This window comes from Burkholderia sp. Bp8992 (genome assembly GCF_003853705.1).
Lineage (GTDB): Bacteria > Pseudomonadota > Gammaproteobacteria > Burkholderiales > Burkholderiaceae > Burkholderia.
In genome coordinates this window covers 393,299-412,950 of sequence record NZ_QTQI01000003.1, presented here as the reverse complement: position 1 = coordinate 412,950, position 19,652 = coordinate 393,299, and the positions used below count along the sequence as shown (strand labels likewise).

At 67.6% G+C, this 19,652-nt stretch carries 16 protein-coding genes; 8 read left to right on the top strand and 8 right to left on the bottom strand.

The window, feature by feature from the left end:
• The first annotated feature begins 155 nt into the window (after window positions 1-155).
• The 4 genes from DIE03_RS06955 to DIE03_RS06935 all read left to right on the top strand — a co-directional run bounded on the left by DIE03_RS06955 (window position 156) and on the right by DIE03_RS06935 (window position 4,271).
• The gene (locus DIE03_RS06955) at window positions 156-1,505 is read left to right on the top strand and encodes a reverse transcriptase family protein (RefSeq protein WP_124448762.1); all 1,350 of its coding nucleotides are present in this window, start codon (window positions 156-158) and stop codon (window positions 1,503-1,505) included.
• Window positions 1,506-1,829: 324 nt separating this feature from the next.
• On the top strand, window positions 1,830-2,159 hold the full coding sequence (locus tag DIE03_RS06945) for an H-NS family nucleoid-associated regulatory protein (protein WP_124448758.1): 330 nt from the start codon (window positions 1,830-1,832) through the stop codon (window positions 2,157-2,159).
• A gap of 262 nt (window positions 2,160-2,421) precedes the next feature.
• On the top strand, window positions 2,422-3,669 hold the full coding sequence (locus DIE03_RS06940) for an MFS transporter (RefSeq protein WP_124448756.1): 1,248 nt from the start codon (window positions 2,422-2,424) through the stop codon (window positions 3,667-3,669).
• Window positions 3,670-3,713: 44 nt separating this feature from the next.
• Window positions 3,714-4,271 carry a DNA-binding protein gene (locus DIE03_RS06935; RefSeq protein WP_260434818.1) on the top strand — a complete coding sequence of 186 codons (558 nt, stop codon included), beginning with the start codon at window positions 3,714-3,716 and terminating at the stop codon, window positions 4,269-4,271.
• Window positions 4,272-4,354: 83 nt separating this feature from the next.
• Here DIE03_RS06935 and DIE03_RS06930 read toward each other — a convergent pair whose 3' ends face one another.
• Window positions 4,355-5,335 carry a helix-turn-helix domain-containing GNAT family N-acetyltransferase gene (locus DIE03_RS06930; RefSeq protein ID WP_124448752.1) on the bottom strand — a complete coding sequence of 327 codons (981 nt, stop codon included), beginning with the start codon at window positions 5,333-5,335 and terminating at the stop codon, window positions 4,355-4,357.
• 203 nt (window positions 5,336-5,538) lie between these two features.
• Here DIE03_RS06930 and DIE03_RS06925 point away from each other — a divergent pair, with 203 nt between their 5' ends.
• Window positions 5,539-5,913 carry a sugar ABC transporter ATPase gene (locus DIE03_RS06925; RefSeq protein WP_124448871.1) on the top strand — a complete coding sequence of 125 codons (375 nt, stop codon included), beginning with the start codon at window positions 5,539-5,541 and terminating at the stop codon, window positions 5,911-5,913.
• Window positions 5,914-5,944: 31 nt separating this feature from the next.
• Here the strand turns inward: DIE03_RS06925 and DIE03_RS06920 are convergent, their stop codons facing one another.
• The 6 genes from DIE03_RS06920 to DIE03_RS06885 form a co-directional block, all read right to left on the bottom strand.
• Window positions 5,945-8,380, bottom strand: a complete 2,436-nt coding sequence (locus DIE03_RS06920) for a PEP-utilizing enzyme (protein ID WP_185658121.1) — start codon at window positions 8,378-8,380, stop codon at window positions 5,945-5,947.
• Between the two features lie 478 nt (window positions 8,381-8,858).
• Window positions 8,859-10,037 (bottom strand): ABC transporter ATP-binding protein, encoded by a 1,179-nt coding sequence (locus tag DIE03_RS06915; protein WP_124448750.1) that lies wholly within the window; start codon window positions 10,035-10,037, stop codon window positions 8,859-8,861.
• A complete protein-coding gene (locus DIE03_RS06910; protein WP_124448748.1) occupies window positions 10,034-10,687 on the bottom strand; it encodes an ABC transporter permease in 654 nt (217 codons plus the stop codon). The genes DIE03_RS06915 and DIE03_RS06910 overlap by 4 nt, the downstream gene beginning before the upstream one ends.
• 10 nt (window positions 10,688-10,697) lie before the next feature.
• Complete coding sequence (locus DIE03_RS06905; RefSeq protein WP_124448746.1) at window positions 10,698-11,603, bottom strand: glycine betaine ABC transporter substrate-binding protein; 906 nt, start codon at window positions 11,601-11,603, stop codon at window positions 10,698-10,700.
• Entirely contained in the window at window positions 11,600-12,316 is a 717-nt protein-coding gene (locus tag DIE03_RS06900; protein WP_124448744.1) for an ABC transporter permease, read from the bottom strand. The genes DIE03_RS06905 and DIE03_RS06900 overlap by 4 nt, the downstream gene beginning before the upstream one ends.
• 548 nt (window positions 12,317-12,864) lie before the next feature.
• Complete coding sequence (locus DIE03_RS06885) at window positions 12,865-13,959, bottom strand: AraC family transcriptional regulator (protein WP_124448742.1); 1,095 nt, start codon at window positions 13,957-13,959, stop codon at window positions 12,865-12,867.
• Between the two features lie 252 nt (window positions 13,960-14,211).
• Here DIE03_RS06885 and DIE03_RS06880 point away from each other — a divergent pair, with 252 nt between their 5' ends.
• From DIE03_RS06880 to DIE03_RS06870, 3 genes are read left to right on the top strand one after another with little or no spacing between them, the layout of a single operon-like run.
• Complete coding sequence (locus tag DIE03_RS06880; protein WP_124448740.1) at window positions 14,212-15,603, top strand: APC family permease; 1,392 nt, start codon at window positions 14,212-14,214, stop codon at window positions 15,601-15,603.
• A gap of 50 nt (window positions 15,604-15,653) precedes the next feature.
• Entirely contained in the window at window positions 15,654-17,051 is a 1,398-nt protein-coding gene (locus tag DIE03_RS06875; RefSeq protein ID WP_124448738.1) for an aspartate aminotransferase family protein, read from the top strand.
• A 30-nt stretch (window positions 17,052-17,081) separates the two neighbouring features.
• Window positions 17,082-18,506 (top strand): aldehyde dehydrogenase family protein, encoded by a 1,425-nt coding sequence (locus DIE03_RS06870; protein ID WP_124448736.1) that lies wholly within the window; start codon window positions 17,082-17,084, stop codon window positions 18,504-18,506.
• Window positions 18,507-18,623: 117 nt separating this feature from the next.
• On the opposite strand, the gene DIE03_RS06865 is transcribed toward DIE03_RS06870, so the two are convergent.
• Entirely contained in the window at window positions 18,624-19,478 is an 855-nt protein-coding gene (locus tag DIE03_RS06865; RefSeq protein WP_124448734.1) for a FadR/GntR family transcriptional regulator, read from the bottom strand.
• Between the last annotated feature and the right edge of the window lie 174 nt (window positions 19,479-19,652).

The window sequence follows — 19,652 nt, the reverse complement described above, 5'->3', positions numbered from 1 at the left end:
ACCCGGAACAGGCGGTCGATGTTCCAGGACCACGGGGCTACCCCGTGGATCGGATCGACACACCGATGCGTCGCAAGGGGCCCGGTTTCGCGTTGCGCAACATATCCCCTCGCAGCACCAGCCACGTTGGCTCATCGTCCCGCCCATTCCTGGCCATGTACTCATCCCTGCGCGACACCACATGCACGATCGCCGAGGCGATGCTCGCCGGTTCACCCGAGCGCGACGGCGTCGTCGCGCGGATGGCGGCCGTGCTCGGCGACGCGCCGGCGTGGACGCATGAGGTTGCGGATGCATCGCTCGCGCGCTTCGGCACACGCTGGTCCGACACCGGCATCGACGTGCTGGCGGACGTCGTGGCCGAGGTGCCCGGATTCGTGCGCGCGTGGTATGGCGACGCTCGGCCGGCCGTGATCCGCGTCGTGCGGCGGCCGCCCGTCCAGCGGCCGTTGCCGGCGCCGCTCGCCGGGTGCGACGTGCCGCAATGGGCGACGCCCGGCGATCTCGCCGGCTGGCTCGGCGTGAGCGTGCCGGAACTCGACTGGCTGTCCGATCACTGGCGCGTCGATGCGCGCAGCAGCGCCACGCCGCTGCATCACTACACGTACGTCGCGGTCGACAAGCGCAGCGGCGGATGCCGCCTGGTCGAGATCCCGAAGGGAAGGCTGCGCGAAGCGCAGCGCCGCATCCTGCACGGGCTGCTCGATCGCATTGCGCCGCACGGCGCCGTGCACGGTTTTCGCAAGGGGCACGGGATCGTGTCGTTCGCGGCGCCGCATGCCGATCGCGATGTCGTCGTCCGCTTCGACCTGGCGGACTTCTTCGTCTCGGTGCGCGCCGCACGCGTCCATGCGCTGTTCGCCACGCTCGGGTATCCGGTCGAAGTCGCGCGCACGCTCACCGGGTTGTGCACGAACCGCGTGCCGTCGGCGCGGCTGCTCGCGCCGGACCTGCGCGACCGGTTCGACTGGATCGGCCGCCAGCGCTATCGCGAACGGCATCTGCCGCAGGGCGCGCCGACGTCGCCGGCGCTCGCGAACCTGTGCGCGTTCCGGTTCGACATGCGGCTCGCCGCGCTCGCGCGTTCGCTCGATGCGACCTACACGCGCTATGCGGACGATCTCGCGTTCTCCGGCGGCGGCGCGCTTGTGCGCAACATCGAGCGCCTGCAAATCAGGGTTGCCGCGATCGCGCTCGAGGAGGGCTTCGCGCTGCAACTGCGCAAGACGCGCGTGATGCGGCGCGGCGTGCGGCAGCAACTGGCCGGTGTGGTCGTCAATCGTCATCCGAATCTGGCGCGCGATGAGTTCGATCTCCTGAAGGCCATCCTGACCAACTGCATCCGGCGCGGCCCGGCCTCGCAGAATCGGAGCGCCCATCCGGATTTCCGTGCGCATCTCGCCGGACGCGTGGCGCACGCCGCCGCGCTGAATGCCGCACGCGGCGCGAAGCTGCGTGCGCTGTTCGACCGGATCGCATGGGATGCGCACGACGCAGGGCGGTAAGCCGCCTGCTCCGCATCCGTTCCGTTGCACGACTTCTGCAATACGATGTCGCGCACTGCTATCATTCGCGCCATGCCGCGCCCGTGCCAGGGGCGGCGCCTGACTTGCCGCAGCCGTTCGCCGTGCCTGTTCGTGTGCGACGCGCCGTGTGTCGCCGGCCCGGTCCTGCCCGCAATGACGCACGACGTCGTTTAGTGCGCATCGCGCAAACCATGCCGGCTCAGGAAAACGATTCACATAGTTGACAGACCCGATCGGCGGAACTTCGTGGTAGGTTCGGCCATCGGAGTTTTTTGCAAAAACATGCCCAAAGAGGATGAATACATGACCCAGGCCCTGCAGGAGCTCGAAGCACAACTTCGGGACCTGAACATCAAGCTGTCGGATGCGAAGCAGAAGGAGAAGCAGGCCGCGCTCGCGGCTTTCAAGGAACAGGTCGAGCTTTTGGGAATTTCGCAGCAGGAAGTGCTGAGCGCGCTCGGCTACATCGTCCAGCGAAAACGCAAGGCGCCTGCCAAGTACTACGATCCGACGACCGGCCGCTCATGGTCGGGTCGCGGCCCACGGCCGAAATGGCTCGAAGGCAAGGATCTCGATTCGCTCGCCGTCGACCGCGAGGCCAAGGCCTGGTGGCCCGGCGAGGATCAAGGCTGAAGCAGGCCGTGCCTCAGGGCCGCGCGGCGCCGTCCGGTTCGCGCCGGCGGGGCCGCCTGTAACACCCCGTCCCTCCGCAGTCTTTCATCCGGTGTCCGGCCTGGCCGCGACATCGCCGGCCAGGCCGCCGACACCGGATCGACGTTTTCCCCGTTCATTGCCCGTCATGTCCCGCCTGCCGCTCCGGCAGCGGCGCCGATGCGCGCCCGTCGTTCGCGGGCACAGGCCTTAAAATGTCGCCGGACATTCGCGGCAGGACACCATGGCAGCAAACATCAAATCTTCGACGCTCGGCGGCCCGTCGGCCACGCGTGTAGAGCAGGTCGGTTCGTACGCGTGGAAAGCGCTGGCCGGATCGGCGATCGGCTATGCGATGGACGGTTTCGACCTGCTGATCCTCGGCTTCATGCTGCCGGCGATCACGGCGGCGCTGCAGCTGTCGCCCGGACAGGGCGGCGCGCTCGTCACGTGGACGCTGATCGGCGCGGTCGCGGGCGGGATACTGTTCGGTGCACTGAGCGACCGCTACGGGCGCGTGCGCGTGCTGACCTGGACGATCCTGCTGTTCGCGATCTTCACCGGCCTGTGCGCGTTCGCGCGCGGCTTCTGGGACCTGCTGGCCTACCGCACCGTAGCGGGCATCGGGCTGGGCGGCGAGTTCGGGATCGGCATGGCGCTCGCGGCGGAGGCGTGGCCGGCGAGCAAGCGCGCACGCGTGTCGTGCTACGTCGCGCTCGGCTGGCAGGCCGGCGTGCTGCTGGCCGCGCTGCTGACGCCGTTCCTGCTGCTCCACATCGGCTGGCGCGGCATGTTCCTGGTCGGCGTGCTGCCTGCGCTGCTCGCGTGGGCGATGCGCAACAAGCTGCACGAACCGGAGGCGTTCGTGCAGCGCGCGACGCAGCCGAAGTCCAACGCGTTCCGCATGCTCGTCGCCGACAGCCGCACCGCGCGCACGAGCCTCGGCATCGTGATCCTCTGCTCGGTCCAGAACTTCGGCTATTACGGGATCATGATCTGGCTGCCGACCTTCCTGTCGAAGCAGATGGGCTTCTCGCTGACGAAGTCGGGGCTGTGGACGGCGGCGACCGTGGTCGGGATGATGATCGGCGTGTGGGTGTTCGGGCAACTGGCCGACCGCATCGGGCGCAAGCCGACGTTCCTGCTGTACCAGCTCGGTTCGGTCGTCACGGTCATCGCGTATGCGCGACTGACGGACCCGACCGCGATGCTGTGGGCCGGCGCGCTGATGGGCATGTTCGTCAACGGGATGGTCGGCGGCTACGGGACGCTCATGTCGGAAGGCTACCCGACCGCCGCGCGCGCAACCGCGCAGAACGTGCTGTGGAATATCGGCCGGGCGGTCGGCGGCTTCGGCCCGGTCGCGGTCGGCGCGCTTGCCGCGCACTACTCGTTCCAGACGGCCATCGCGCTGCTCGCGGGCCTCTACGTGCTCGACATGGTCGCGACGCTGTTCCTGATCCCCGAGCTGAAGGGCGTCGAACTGGAATGAGCGTGGTGCTCGCGCGTACTGCAACGATTTCACCGGAAACCACGATGCAATGTAAGAACAGGACGATCGGCGTGATGGGCTCGGGCAAGGAGCCGTGGCTCGCGTTTTCGGAACCGCTCGGCGCATGGCTCGCCCATGCCGGCTTCAACCTGCTGACGGGCGGCGGCCAGGGCGTGATGCTGGCCGTCGCGCGCGCGTTCGCCGGCGTACCGGGGCGGGCCGGCCGATCGATCGGCATCCTGCCGACGCAGGCCGATCCGGTCGCGGGCTTCGTGCCGCTCGACGGCTATCCGCATCCGTTCGTCGACATCCCGATCCTCACGCCGCTGCCGCGCCGCGAACCGGATGCCGATCCACAGACGATCAACCGCAATCACGTGAACGTGCTGAGCAGCGACCTGATCGTCGCGTTGCCGGGCGGGCACGGCACGGCGCAGGAAATCTCGCTGGCGCAACGCTGGCGCAAGCCGCTCGTCTGCTTCGGGCCGGACGGCGCGTTTCAGGCGCTGGCGGCCGATGCCGTGTGCACGTCGTCGCTCGACGACGTGATCCGGTTCGTCGAGGCGGCATTCGCGGAGGAGTACGCGCAGGGCGCGCGATAGTTCGAGCGGCCGATTCGGCGGCTACGGATGCGCGCGTGCCTGCGGCGCGAGCTGCTGCAGGCACGGTTCGGTTCTGATGACCATCAGCTGCCGGCAGGCCCGGGCCGGCTGAAACGCTGCTCGATCACCTCGGTTCCCCAGTGCGTGCCTGCCGATTCGTGCGTCAGCGTAAAGCCGAACGACTCGTACAGGTGGCGCGCCGAATCCAGTCCCTTGAACGTCCACAGGTAGGTCTCGCGAAACCGGTGCGCGTCGACGAAGCGCATGGCCAGCGTCATCATCTGGCGCCCGATGCCGGACCCGCGCAACGCGTCGTTCACGATGAACCAGCGAAGGTGCGCGACGCCGGTCGCGGGGTCGCCGTCGATCGCGAGCGACGCGAGCGTCCGCCCGTCTTCCCGGCAGAGCCAGAGCGCCTTGCCGTCGGCCGGCAACGTGCTCGCGAACTCGGCCAGCTCGGTCGCCACCCGCTTCTCGAAAAAGGCGCCGAACCCCCAGTGCTCCGAATAGAAGCGCGCATGCAGGCTCGCGATGTCGCCGATACAGCCCGGCTGGTAGCCCTCGAGAATCGACGGCGCGTCGGGTGTCGCCGCGGGCGCCTTGGCCGCATTGTCCTGCGCGAGGGCATCGGCATACAGCGCGAGCGAACGCAGCAGCGCCTGCTGGTCGGCGGGAATCATGCGACGCAGCGCATTCGACACCTGATCGGTCGCGAACGTGTCGATTCTTTTCTGGAGTTTTTTCCCTTCGGCGGTCAGGTACAGCTCGATCGCACGCGCATCCTCGCTCGACACGCGCCGCTCCACGACACCGGCCGCCTCGAGCCGCGCGAGCTGCCGGCTCGTGTTCGATTTGTCGAGCCGCAGGATGTTGCCGAGATCCTTCGCGTTGATGCCGGGCGCCATCCCGATCTCGAGGATCGCGTGAACGGCCGACGGCGCCCAGTCGCTGTCGGCGAGCGTCGCGCGCATGAAGCCGAGCTCGCGCACCAGTTTGCGGGAGAAGTCGCGCAGTTCGAGGATGGTCGCGTCGCGAGGCTTGGCGGGCGCGTCGATGAGATCCATGGTTTGCCCCAAATGGTTGCGTATCGCAATCGATAATAGTTGCGACTCGCAACTTGTCAAGGTGAATGTGCTGGCGAACGGGAGCGGTGTCGGCGCGGATGGCGGCGTGCCGCCAGGTGGACGCATACTGCGTGGATCGGGCGACCTGCAAGCGGGGGCGTTACCCGATCGTCGATCCAGGTCCGCGTGCCACGGAGACCACCATGAACAGGCTGTTGCCGATGTCGATTGCACTGCTTGCCGGATGCGGCATCGGTGCCGGATCGCTTCACGCTGCCGGCGACCTGGATGCGCCGCCCTGCAGCGCCGCGCATGCGGCGGACCCGGGCGGCAACGCGGCGATGCCGGGCACGTCGGTCCGCAGCTTTTCCACCGCCGGCTGTTCGGGCGCGGTGCTGCAGGGCGACCGCGCCACCGCGACGGTCAACGGCGACCGGATCGAACTGCGCGACGGCGTCGTCTATGTGAACGGCCGCTCGTACGGCGCCGTCACGCCTGTGCAGACGGTCGAATACGAGGCCGCGCGCGACAGGCGCACGTTGAAGGTCGACGGAAAAATCCGCACGCCGCTACGCTGAGCGCCGGCCCCTTCGACACGCCGCCGGGCGCTTATTCGACCAGTGTCAGCCGGCCGTCGCTGAGCCGCACTTCGCGCCCGATCCACGCATCGTCGACGCGCGGCAGCACGGCCGAAGGCTTGCGCAGCTCGCGCAGCAGCGTCGCGCCGTGCGACAGCCGGCCGCCCATGCGCGCGATCACCGCGCGGGCGGCCTGATACTGCGCGTGCCGGCCCGGATCGAGCGAGTCTTCGAGCAGGATGTCGTGGCCGAGCACGCCCTGCGTGTGGCCCGGATAGATCATGAAGCCGGCTGCCTCGTCGGTGCCTTCGCTGCCGTCCTGCCAGAAGCTGCCGTTGCGTTCGCGGCGCTCGGGATGCGGCGCGAACCACGTGTCGCGATCGGCGGCCGGCATCGCGTGATGCAGGCGGAAGAACACGCGCATCAGGTTGTCGCGATACCACTCGCGCACCTGCAGATACCAGCCGCGCATGCCCGGCGCGCCGAGCGTGTGCAGCACGCGGACCGGCAGCGGCCAGTCGGGGAAGGGCTGCAGCGGCAGGTCGGCGGCCGCGGGCCGCGCGGTGCCCGGATCGGTTTCCCATGGCAAGCGGTGCGGGCTGTCGTCGAGCTGGCCATAGGCGGTCGGCGGACGTCCCCACAGTGCGCCGCCGCTGCTGGCGAGCGATGACGCGATGCACAGGTTGCCCTGCACGACGAATACATAGAAGCGCGTGAACCAGTCGGCCAGTTGCTGGCCGTCGGCGCGCTGTCCGGCGAGCGTGGCAAGTTCGGCGTCGAAGCGCTGCAGGCCGCGTGCAAGCGTCGGCAGGTGAGCGCGCGCGACGCGCAGCATGCGCCAGAACACCGGCAGCGAGCACAGCAGCCGCAGCGGACGCCAGCGCAGCGGCGGCGTCGCGCCACCGATCTCGCCGCTGTAGTTCGCGGCCGATACGCCCCAGTCCGCGAGACGCGCGAGGAACAGGTCGTTGTTGATGTACGACGCGCCGCCGTACAGCGCGGTGAACGGTTCGTTGTCGCGCAGTACGCGCGCATCCCAGCGCGCCATGATGGCCGGGATGCTGCCGGCCGCGCGCCGTTGCGCGTACTCGACCAGCCGGCTCGGCTGCGGCGGCAGGATCTCGGCGATGTTGGCCGAGGTCAGGTGCCGGTGCCAGCCGTAGCTGCTGATCGGGCGGTACTGCAATAGCCACAGCTGCGTGCCGTCCCATGCCCATTCGACGTCGCCCGGCACGTAATGGAACGCGCGCAGCACCTGTTGCAGGAACGCCCAAAGTTGCTGCGCGGTCAGCCCGTGCGCGGGTGCGAACGTGCCGCGCTGCCAGGGTTCGCCGAGCCGCGACAGGATCGCGCGCCGTGGGCTCGCCTGCCCGTCGGCGAGCGATTCGAGGTGGCCTTCCACCCATTCGACTTCGACCGCGAGATGGCGCACGAATGCGATGCCGGACAGCACGGGCGTGACGAAGCGCTGCACGACCGCTTCCTCGAGGCCGCCGTCGAGCAGTTCGGCCACGCGAACGGCCGCATCCGATGCCGGTACACGCAGGAACGTCGAATGCAGGCCGGCATTCGCCGCGTCGGCCTGGTCCTCGCCGTGGCTCGACGAGCGGATCGCCCATTCGGCGCCGGGCTGGCTCGCGAGAAAGCCGGGCAGGCGCGGGTCGTCGGCGCGGGTCAGCGACAGGGCGGGCGGCACGGGGAGGCCCGCCATCGCGGCCAGCGCCAGGCGCCCGCCTTTCGTGTGCGCGACGAAGCCGGTGTCGCCGGCTTCGAGCCACTGCGCAAAGGCCGCAGGCGCGTCGATCCACGGATAGTGTCCCCAGCCGGGCTGCAGCGTGACGGTGAGGTCGGCGCGGGCGAGGATCGCCGACCACGCGGCGGCCTGGCGTACGCCGAGCATGGCGTCCTGGTCGCCCCACACGAGCTCGATGCGATCGGCGACCCACTCGAGCAGCGGCAGTGCGGTATCGGCGCGCACGAGGTCCCAGTGCGGCAGGAACGCGCGGCAGCGCGCATAGCCGGCGCCCATGCGGCGGTATTGCGCGGGCGTCCAGGTCCGGTTCGAGAATTTGCGGGCGAACAGCGTCGGGTAGTGCGCGAGCAGCCAGTGGATCGTCTTGCGCAACGGCTTCGGCGCCATCAGTTTCGGCAGGCGCCGTTCCCACAGGAACGCGCCGACGGGCGCGAGCAGCACGCTGCGGCCGAAGTGGCCGGGGCGCCGCTGCAACGCGTGCAGCACCAGCAGCGCGTTCACGCCGACCGCCATGATCGCGTGGCCCGGTTCGGTCGCGTCCAGCAGCGCCTGCGCATACGCGGCAAGGTCCTCGCACGGCGGCGCGGGGTGATCGCCGAAGCCCGGCAGTTCCAGCGGCACCGGCCGGTAGCGCCGGAAGTGGGGCAACGCATCGTCCCACCAGTCGGCCGCGCTGCCGTTGCCGGCGAGGAGGTACAGGATCGGTTTGCTCATGAATGCTTCGTCGGTCGACGATCGTCGCGGTCGCGCGCGCCCGACCGGGGCGGCGACGGCGGAGGTCACGGCGCTCGTTGGTGTTGTTGTGCCGATGCGAGTGGAATGGAAGGGCGGCCCGCTCGGATGATTGTTGCGGGCATTCTACGCGAGTCGATTTCGTTCGATTCGCGGTTCGTTCCGGTTCCGGATTTCTCGACGCGCGATCGAAATACACGCCCGGTTGTCGATCGACGGAAAAGCCCGCAGCCGATTAGTCATCCGAAGCGAAGTGCGCATGTCACGCCGGCGCGGAACGAAGAGTGTGCAAACAATCCGGATGACGGAGACGGCGTTCGCCCGCCGCTTTCGGTTTTCCGTTTGACGGGTTTCTTGAACGACGCTTTGTCGTCAAACGTCGCTGCACATTTTCCGTACGGTGGGCGATCTCTGTTCCGTTCCCGGCGCCGGTGTGATGTCACACCGGCGCGGGATTGAATCAGTGCGTGGCCGCCGCGCCGACCGCATCGACAGGGCTGCCCGGCGGCTGCCCCGTTTGCCGGCGCGATCGGCCCGAGCTCAGGTACGCGGCGATCGAGTCCTGCGTGACCTCGCCGATCCATACGCCGTCGGCGTCGAGCACGGGCATCCACGACGCGCTGTACTGGTACATCTTCGACAGCACGATGCGCAGGTTGTCGTCGGCCGAGACCCCGGCCGGGAACGGCGTCACGCGTTCGCCGCATACGCCGCCGCCATCGGTACGTGCGGCGCGGCGCGTCACGTAGCCGAGCGCGCGGCCCGCGTCGTCGAGCACGGTCAGGTAGCGGCAGTCGGCTTCGTCCATCACCGCGAGCGCGTGCGCGAGCGGCGTATCGACGCGTGCCGTTTCGGGCTGCGTGGCGGCGTCGCCGGCTTTCACGAGCAGCAGGCGCTTGAGCGTGCTGTCCTGGCCGACGAACTGCGCGACGAATTCGTCGCGCGGGCGCGCGAGCAGCGTGTCGGGGTGATCGTACTGCACCAGCTGGCCGCGCCGGAACACCGCGATGCGGTCGCCCAGCTTGATCGCTTCGTCGATGTCGTGGCTCACCATGATCACGGTCTTGTTCAGTTGCCGCTGCATCTGGAAGAACTCGTTCTGGATCGATTCGCGATTGATCGGATCGACCGCGCCGAACGGTTCGTCCATCAGCAGCACGGGCGGATCGGCGGCCAGCGCGCGAATCACGCCGACGCGCTGCTGCTGCCCGCCCGACAGCTCGCGCGGATAGCGTTTCAGGTAGAGCTTCGGATCGAGCGCGACCATCGACATCAGGTCGCGTGCACGCTCGGCGCAGCGCTTCTTGTCCCAGCCCAGCAGGCGCGGCACGACCGTGATGTTCTCTTCGATCGTCATGTTCGGGAACAGCCCGATCTGCTGGATCACGTAGCCGATGTGGCGTCGCAGGTCGACTTCGTCGAGCTGCGCCGTGTCCTCGCCGTTGATGAGCACGCGGCCCGAGGTGGCGGCGATGAGCCGGTTGATCATCTTGAGCGTGGTGGTCTTGCCGCAGCCCGACGGGCCGAGAAACACGCAGATTTCCCCCTCGGGTACCGACAGGCTCACCGAGTCGACCGCGCGCACGGCCTGGCCGTCCTTGCGCGTGAAGGTCTTGGTCAGTTGGTCGAGTTCGATCATGTCTTCTGCACTCCCTTCGGTGTCAATGCCCGCTGCAGCATCTGCAGCAGCCGGTCGGCGACGATCGCGAGCAGGCTCACGAGCACCGCGCCCACCAGCAGTTTCATCATGCTGCTCTGCCCGATCGCGCGCAGGATCAGCGTGCCGAGCCCGCCCGCGCCCACCACGGCGGCAATCGTCATCACGCCGATGTTCATCACGACGGCGGTGCGCACACCCGCGAGAATCACGGGTACCGCCAGCGGCAGGTCGACGAGACGCAGGCGTTGCCACGAGGTCATGCCGATGCCGGTGCCGGCTTCCTTGATCCCCGCATCGACGTTGTGCAGCGCGAGGTACGTGTTGCGCATGATCGGCAGCAGCGAGTAGAGGAACACGGCCGTGATCGCGGGCGCGGCGCCGATGCCCTGGCCGAAGCGCGAGAAGAACGGGATCATCAGGCCGAAGAGTGCGATGGACGGCAGCGTGAGCACGATCGTGGCAATACCGAGCAGCGGCCCGGCGAGCCAGTCGTGGCGATTGATGAGGATGCCGAGCGGCACGCCCGCGACGATCGCACAGCCCACGGCGATTGCGACGAGCCATACGTGTTGCAGCGTGAGCTGCAACAGCTCGGGCCAGCTCGAAGCGAGATAGTCGAATACGCTCATCAGTTTTCCTTCAAGGTAGCGGATGCGTGCGCAGGAACGCATCGGCGACGTCGTGCGGCGACTGGCCGTCGAGGTCGACGGCCTTGGCCATGGCCTGCATCACGTCGTTGTCGAGCGCGGCCGACAGCGCATTGAGCTGCGTCGCGAGTTTCGGATTGCGGTCGAGGGTGTCCTTGCGCACCACGGGCGTCGCGTTGTACGGCGGGAAGAAGTGCTTGTCGTCCTCGAGCGGCACGATGCCGAAGCCCTTCACGCGCCCGTCGGTCGTGTAGACGAGCCCGATCTTCAGCTGGTTGTTGTGCAGCGCCGTGTACACGAGCCCCGGGTCCATCTGCTTCAGCTGCGCGCGGCTGAACTGCATGCCGTACGCGGCCAGCAGCGGCTTCAGGCCGTCGGGGCGGTTCGCGAATTCCGCGTCCATGCCGAACACGTAATGCTTCGCGGCCGGGTCGGTCTTCAGGTGCTCGGCGAGCTGCGACACGGTACGGATGCCGGTAGCCTGAGCGAGCTGGCTCGGCAGGCCGATCGCGTAGGTGTCGTTGAGCGGCGACGCGTCGAGCCACACGAGCCCGCGCGGCACGTCGAGCGCCTTGACGCGCCGGTACATCGCTTCGGGCGAGAGCTTGTCCTGAATCTTGTTGTAGACGAGCGCGGCGGTGCCCGTGTAGTCCCACATCAGGTCGAACTGGCCGTTTTCCAGCGCGCTGCGGGCGAGCGTGCTGCCGAGGCCCGAGCGGACTTCCACGTCGTAGCCGCGCGAGCGCAGGTACTGCGACGTGACTTCCGCGAGCACGTATTGCTCGGTGAAATTCTTCGCGCCGAGCACGAGCTTCGCGGCGAATGCCGGCGTGCCGGCCGCCATGCACAGCGCGACGGCGGCGCACAGGCGTGTGATCGATCGGAGGGAGCGCATCATGCTGCCCCTCCGTGGCGTGCGAGCCAGTGGCGGCTGCCGGCCGCGACGATGCCGTCCAGCGCGAGCGCGAGGATCGCGGTGAGCGATGCGCCGAGCAGCAGCAGCGGCTGGTTGTCGAGGTAGATGCCGGGGAAGATCAGCGAGCCGAGGCTGTCCGCGCCGATCAGGTACGCGAGCGGCGCCGTTCCGACGTTGATCGCGAGCGCGGTGCGCACGCCGCCGACGATAATCGGCAATGCATTGGGCAATTCGACGCGAACCAGCGATTGCCAGCCCGTCATGCCGATGCCCTTGGCGGCTTCGCGCAGCGCGGCCGGCACGTTCTTCATGCCTTCGTATGCATTGCGCGTGATCGGCAGCAGCGACGCGAGAAACAGCGCGACGATCGCGGGCACGTCGCCGATGCCGAAGATGCCCAGCGCGATGGCCAGCACCGCGAGCGACGGGATCGTGTTGCCGATGTTGAAGACCTGCATGAAGCGCTCGGCCTGGTGCTGGAACCGTGGCCGGCTCAGCAGCACGCCGGCCGGTACGCCCACGGCGATCGCGAGCGTCATCGAGTAGACGACCAGCAGCATGTGCTGGCCCGCGTAGTAGGCGAGATCGTCCGCGCGCTGGCGGAACGTGTCGGCGCCGATACCGCGCGCCAGTGCCCAACCGACTGCGATGATGGCTACCAGGCTGCCCACCAGCTGGACAGTGCGTCGAGTCATGAAGATACGCCTCCTCAATCCGGTGCGGCACGCGCGCAGGCACGCGCCGCGATGACGCCGAATGGCGTCGCGATGGAAGTTCGTGATCCCGGCATGGCCGCGATTGAACTGACGGAAACAGTACTGCCGGCTGCACCGAGGTGCGGCTGGCGGTCGGGTGAACGCGATGCTGCGTTCGTCTGATTGTCAGGTTCGGCCCGGCGGCGCCGTAACGGCGAGGCGCGTTCGAGCAGGGCACCGTCCTGCGAAGACGGCATGGATGCGGGTGGCTTGACGCCAACCGCTGGGGCCGGTGGCCCCTTTGACGCGGCGAAACGGATGCATGCGCAACAAAGTGCGAAATGACATCACGTTGCGTGCGAGATCATGCGTTTTGTGATGAAGTTGGGGCGAGTATAGAGCAATCGAACGATCGCGTCTACCTTGGGCAAGACACGCAATCTCGTCGCGGCATCGATATCGATGAAGTCGGCGGCCTCCGTGGAAATGATTCGAACTCCGAATTCATGGATGGCGAAATCGTTCCGAACCGGCTTGCGTGAGCGGTATTACATGTCGATGTCGGCGTCCGCGCGCGGCGTCTTGCCGGTCCAGCGCCGATACGCGTGACGGAAGCTGCGCGGCTCGCTGTAGCCGAGCCGTTCGGCGATCGCCGCGACCGTCAGCGAGTGGTCGTCGAGCAGCCGGACCGCTTCGTCGTGACGCACTTCGTCGAGCAGCGACTGGAACGTGATGCCGTCCTTGTCGAGCCGCCTGCGCAGCGTGCGTTCCGTCAGGTGCAGCGCATGCGCGAGCGACGTCATCGACTTGAAGCGCATGAGGTCGCGCGCCATCAGCTCCTTCGCGCGGTCGGCGAAGCGCGTGCCGACGGATGCGGCCCACTGCCGTTCGAGCACTTCGCACTGGCCGTGCAGCGCATTGAAGCTGACTTCGTTCGCGAGACGCGGCGTTTCCGTGCCGTTCACGGACGTGAACACGAGACGGTTGTCGGCCGCGTTGAATGTGACCGGACAACCGAAGTGGCGTGTGTAGTCGGCTGCATTGCGCGGCGTGCGGCGGGCGAGTTGCAGCTGCTCCGGCCACACCGGCTTGCCGACGAGATCGGACACGATCAGCCGCAGGCTCGACAGGCACATGTCGACCTGGAATACCTCGAGATCGGGTTCGCCGTTGTAGCGGCTGATGGTCACGCTCATGCCGTCCGCGTGCGCGTCGATGCGCACGTCGAAATACAGCCCCATGAACAGCGGAAACTGGCCCATGCAGCGGAACGCCTGCATCACGGAGCCGCTGATCAGCATCGCGTAGCCGGCGAGGCCGAGCGTCGACACGTGCAGCCGCGCACCGATCGACAGCCCGATCGACGGTACGCCGCTGCAGCGCAGCAGGTTGCGGAAGCAGCGCTGTTCCTGGCCGCGATTCACGTGCAGGTTCGGCGACGCGACTTCGTTCGCGCCGAGCCCGGTACCTTCGAGCAGCGCGGCGCCGTCGATGTGCCGCACGCGGCACTCGTCCAGCGCGACCGCGATCGCATGGACGGTGGCCGGAATATCCTCCTGGCGCCCGACCGGGCGTGCGAGGCCGAGCGACATGCGCAGACTGCGCTCGGCCCGGCTCTGGTTTCGTTGGGAGCGGCTGTCCATGGTGCCGATACGGTGACGTGGTCGCGTAGAACATAGCCGGAATGTCCGCAAAACGCCAGTGCGGCACAGCAGCATGCAGGACGCGGATCGTGCAGTGCGCGACATCGTGTCCGGAAATATCCCTCTATTACGTCCGCATTTCTCATTCGTTCTCGATTTTTTGGCGCACCACACTTTCTTCCAGCCGTGCCCCGCCGCCAGCGCCGGATGCACGCGTGTTGAGGTCATGGACGCCACCCACGTGAGGACAGCATGGACAACGACAGGCCCGGTCGAACCGCATTCGCCGCCGCGACGGATGACCTTGGCGCACCCGCACATCGAGGCGCTCCGTACGAACGCCGCAAGCCGCACCTGCTCGGCCCCTCGACGCTGGTGATCTTCGGCCTCGCGTACATGTTGCCGATGACGGTGTTCACGACCTACGGCCTCGTCACGAGCGAGACGAACGGGCATCTGACGGCCGCGTATGCGGTCACGCTGGTCGCGATGCTGTTCACCGCGCGCAGCTACGGCCACATGGCGCGGCTGATGCCGAGCGCCGGGTCCGCCTATACGTTCGCGAGCCGCAATTTCGGCACGTCGGCCGGCTTCATGGTCGGCTGGGCGTTGCTGATGGATTACCTGTTCATCCCGATGATCAGCTACCTCGCGATCGGCATCTACATGAAGCAGATTTTCCCCGGCGTGCCGGCCAGCGTATGGATCGTCGGCAGCATCGCGCTGATTACCGGGCTGAACATCGTCGGCATCCGCCTCGTCAATCGCGTGAACCTGATCCTGATCGCGAGCCAGCTCGTGTTCATCGCGATCTTCGTCGTTGCCGCGGCGCGCGTCGCCGCGGGCGAGGGGCTGTCGATGGCCGTCGCGTTGCCGTCGTCGGGCGATGCGCGCGCGATCTTCGCCGGCTCAGCGATCCTGTGCCTGTCGTTCCTCGGCTTCGATGCGGTCACCACCCTGTCGGAGGAGACGCGCGAGCCGCGGCGCACGGTGCCGCGCGCGATCCTGCTCTGCACGCTGGCGAGCGGCCTGCTGTTCATGCTGATCGCGTACGTCGGGCAAATAGTGTTTCCCGACTGGCGCGCGTTCAAGGATCTCGATTCGGCCAGCCTCGAACTGATGCGGCGCATTGGCGGCGGCACGCTGTCGGCGTTCTTCGTCGCGGTATACGTGGCCGGCTGTTTCGCGAGCGCGATGGCCGGCCAGGCGAGCGTGACGCGCGTGCTGTTCGCGATGGGCCGCGACCGCGTGCTGCCCGAATGCGTGTTCGGTCACCTGCATGCAAGGCTGCGCACGCCGGTGCGCGCGACGCTCGCGGTCGGCGTCGTGTCGCTGTCCGCGCTGTTCATCACGCTCGACCTCGCGTCGACGATGATCAGTTTCGGCGCACTCGTCGCGTTCGCGATCGTGAACCTGTGCGTGATGCGCAGCTATCTGGCTGGGCCCGAGCACCGTCATGTCGCGGGCTGGATCACGTTCGGCGTGATGCCGGCGATCGGCTTCGCGATGAACGTGTGGCTCTGGTCGGGGCTGTCGCGCCAGACGTTCTACGTCGGCATCGGCTGGCTCGTGCTCGGACTCGCCCAGCTCGCGTGGCTGACGCGCGGCTTCACGCGCCCGGCGCCGACGCTGTCGATGAATTGAACGACCGGCCGCGCGGTGCCGGTTCTGAAACCCTGAAGGAGGAGTGACCCATGAACGCTGTTGACGTCAATCTCGATGCGGACCTGCAGGCGCTCGGCAAGCGCCACCTGCTGATGCACTTCACGCATGCCGATGCGTACCGCGAGAACGCGCTGACCGTGTTCGACCGCGGCGAAGGCTGCTGGCTCGTCGATCGCAACGGCAAGCGCTATTTCGACGGGCTGGCGGGACTGTACTGCGTGCAGGTCGGCTACAGCCACGGCGCGGAGATCGGCGATGCGATCCGCGAGCAGATGGTGCGGCTGCCGTTCGCGACCAACTGGGGCTATGGCCACGAACCGGCGATCCGGCTCGCGCACCAGCTCGCGACGCTCGCACCCGAAGGCCTGAACCGCGTGTTCTTCACGTCGAGCGGCTCGGAGTCGAACGAAGCGGCGATCAAGCTGGTGCGCCAGTATCACCAGTCGCGTGGCGAGCCGCAGCGGCGCAAGTTCATCGCGCGGCGCGTCGCGTATCACGGCACGTCGTTCGGCGCGCTCGCGCTGAACGGGATGACGAACTTCCGCAAGCACTTCGAACCTTTGATGTCGGGCGTGCGGCACGTGGGCAACACGAAGCGCTACGGCCGCCCGGCGAACGAGACGGAAGCGCAGTTCACGCGCCACCTGCTCGACGAGATCGAATCGCTGATCGTGCAGGAAGGGCCGGACACGGTCGCCGCGATCGTCGTCGAGCCGTTGCAGAACGCGGGCGGCAGCCTGACGCCGCCGGCCGGCTACGCGGCGGGGCTGCGCGATATCTGCGACCGGCATGGCGTGCTGCTCGTCGCGGACGAGGTGATCTGCGGGTTCGGCCGGCTCGGTGAATATTTCGGGTCGGCGCGCTATGGACTGAAGCCGGACATCATCACGTTCGCGAAAGGCATTGCGTCGGGCTATGTGCCGCTCGGCGGCGTGATCGCGAGCGATGCGGTCGTCGACACCGTGCTCGACGGGCCGCAGCAGATGTTCCTGCACGGCGCGACGTACGGCGGCCATCCGGTCGCCTGCACGGCCGCGCTCGCGAACCTCGAGATCATGGCGCGCGAGCGCGTTCTCGAGAATGTTCGCGACAACGAAGCCGTATTCCGCCAGACGCTCGACGGGCTGCTCGAATTGCCGTGCGTCGGCGACGTGCGTGGCGACGGCTACCACTATTCGCTCGAGCTCGTGACCGACAAGGCCGCGCGTCGCTGGGCGGCCGGCATCGGCGCGCAGGCGTTCGTGTCGACGATGCTCGCGCCCGCGATCTTCGACGCGGGGCTGCTGTGCCGCGCGGGTGTCGATCACGAAGGCACGCCGATCGTGCAGTTCTCGCCGCCGCTCGTGATGACGCGCGACGAGATCGTTTGGTTCGTCGCGCAGATCCGCGACATCCTCGTCGACACTTACGCGCGGGCGACGCGCTGAGCGCGGCGTCCCTCATTTCAGGAGTATTCGATGCGAACGTCACAACAGTCCTATATCGACGGCCAGTGGCTCGATCCGGCCGATGCACGATCGATCGACGTGATCGACCCGGCCACCGCGCAGCCGTATGCGCAGCTCAGGATCGGCGTCGCGGCCGACGTCGATCGCGCGGTCGACGCGGCGAAACGGGCCTTCGATACTTACTCGCGCTGGTCCGTGGCCGAGCGCGTCGCGTTGTTGAAGCGCGTGCTCGAGATCTACCAGCGCCGCTATGAAGAAGTCGCGCAGACGATCAGCCGCGAAATGGGTGCGCCGATCGCGTTTGCGCGCGCGGCGCAGGCCGCGGTGGGCACCGCGCACCTCGAGCAGACGATTCGTGCGCTGCAGTCGTTCCGCTTCAGCACGCAGGCCGATGGGCTGCTGGTGTCGCACGAGCCGATCGGCGTGTGTGCGCTGATCACGCCGTGGAACTGGCCGATCAACCAGATCGTGTGCAAGGTCGCGCCGGCCCTCGCCGCCGGCTGCACGATGGTGCTCAAGCCGAGCGAGATCGCGCCGTTCAGCGCGATCCTGTTCGCGGAGATCCTGCACGAGGCCGGCGTACCGCCCGGCGTGTTCAACCTCGTGCACGGCTACGGGCATGAAGTGGGCGACGCGCTGTCGCGACACCCGGATGTCGGCATGGTGTCGTTCACGGGTTCGACGCGCGCCGGTATCGAGGTCGCGAAGGCGGCCGCCGATACCGTCAAGCGCGTGCACCAGGAGCTCGGCAGCAAGAGCCCGAACCTGATCCTGCCCGATGCCGACATCGAGGACGCCGTCACGCGCGGCGTACGCAGTTGCTTCAGCAACAGCGGCCAGTCGTGCAATGCACCGACGCGCATGCTCGTGCATGTCGATCATCTGCCGCGGGCCGAGCAGGCGGCGCGGCGCGAAGCGGAACGCACCGTCGTCGGCGATCCGCATTCGACGGAAACCGGCATCGGGCCGGTGGTCAGCCGTACGCAGTTCGATCGCATCCAGCACTTCATCCGGCTCGGGATCGAGGAAGGCGCGACGCTCGTCGCCGGCGGCCCCGGCCGGCCGGAAGGGCTCGGCGACGGGTTCTACGTGCGCCCGACGGTGTTCTCGAACGTCACGCCGGACATGACGATCGCGACCGAAGAGATCTTCGGCCCGGTGCTGTCGATCATGACCTACCGGACCGAAGAAGAGGCCATCGCGCTCGCGAACGATTCGGTGTACGGGCTCGCGGCCTACGTGCAGTCGACTGATCTCGAGCGGGCGCGCCGGGTCGCGGCACGGCTGCGGGTCGGCAACGTGCACATCAACTATCCGGCGTGGAACCCGGCCGCGCCGTTCGGCGGTTACAAGCGTTCGGGCAACGGGCGCGAGTATGCGGAGTTCGGCCTCGTCGAATATCTGGAGACGAAGGGCACGACGGGGTACGCGTGAGCGGCGTGCGATGACGCGCTGATCGCCCCGGGGAACCGCGCGGCGAATGCGTTCCCGCCGGCAGCGGCGCCGCGCGCGGCGGTCGGCCTTGACCCCGCGCGCCGCCCATGCCGACGTTCAGCGGTCCTCCGGATCCACCGCGGCCGCATCGGATCCCGCAACGGAAGCGGCGGCGCGCCTGCGAATCTCGGAATCGAGGATCAACCGCCCGCGCAGCTTGCCTTTCATCCGCTTCACATGCTTGGGCGCCTCGGTCATGTGCTCGACCATCAGCGCACGGACGCGCTCGGTATCGCGCTCGCGCGCGGCCTGCAGGATCGCCTTGTGGATCGACACGTTCGCTTCGCCGAAGCGCTTGTGCTCGGCGAGCGGCGTATCGTTCCGGAATTCGATCAACTGCCGGATCATCTCGTTGATCAGTTCGCAGCTGAAGCGCAGGAACGGATTGGGATTCGCGGCCGCGAGGATGTCGTGGAACGTCGTGTCCTCCTGCCGCTGACGCAGCATGTGGCCGCGATCGTGCACGCCCGACGCGCCGTCGCAGCAAGCAATGTTCGATTCCAGGGCCGCGAAGTCGCGCTCCGTCAGGTGTGGTACCGCGCCGGCGGCCAGCTCGGGTTCGAGCAGCTTGCGCACCGTATAGATGTCGTCGATCGTCACGTCCTTGAAGAACAGGTAGTTCTGCAGGAGCTGAAGCGTGCGGTCGAGCGGCACCTCGACGACCATCCCGCCGCCCGACGGTCCTGTCGTGACCTTGATGAGCCCCTGCACCTCGAGCGACTTCAGCGCCTCGCGGATCGTGCTCTTGCTCACCGCGTAGAGCTGCTGCAGCTCGGCTTCGCGCGGCAGGCGGTCACCGGGTTTCAGGTCCTTCTCGGTAATCAGCCGCTTGATCTCCTCGGCGACGAGATCGGCGCGCTTCGGCTGCTTGATTTCGACCGCGAGGCCTGCCCTGGCTCGGTCCATGACCATCTTCAAGACTCCTTTGTGTGGCTGCGCGCCGCGTCATCGTCGACGACCGGTCCCGGCGCGGGTACGGAATTTTGCCTGATTGACACCAATTTTGATCAACTCTAGCATCAGGTTCATTCTATTTATCATGATAAATAGGATCAACCGGCGGCGCGCATCCTGGAATGGCGTGGG